General features: G+C 60.6%; 1 pseudogene. It reads right to left on the bottom strand.

Features of this window, described 5'->3' with window-relative positions:
- Positions 1-317: pseudogene (locus E1297_RS48720) on the bottom strand (hypothetical protein); the annotation flags it as partial.

Genomic DNA, 317 nt, shown 5'->3' with positions numbered 1-317 from the left:
CCTGCGGAGTTGCCGGACACCGTGCTGTTGGTCAGGGTCACATTACCCATCCCGTAGACACCTCCGCCGGTGAACCCAGCGGTGTTGCCGGACACCATGCTGTTGGTGAAAGTCAGGGCCATTTGCCCGAAGATTCCCCCACCCGCGTTCGAGGTGTTGCCGGACACCATGCTGTTATAAACTGTCAGGCTTGCTGCACTGTAGACCGCTCCGCCATCGCCGTTTCCGGTCACGCTGCCGCCGGTCAGCACAAGACCTGTCAGCTGCGTGTCAGCGGATACGCTGGTGATATGGAAGATCCGGCTGTTGTCGCTCAG

The organism is Roseibium sp. RKSG952 (genome assembly GCF_009711355.1).
The sequence above is the reverse complement of the archived record's forward strand: the minus strand, read 5'-3'. Positions and strand labels throughout refer to the sequence as shown.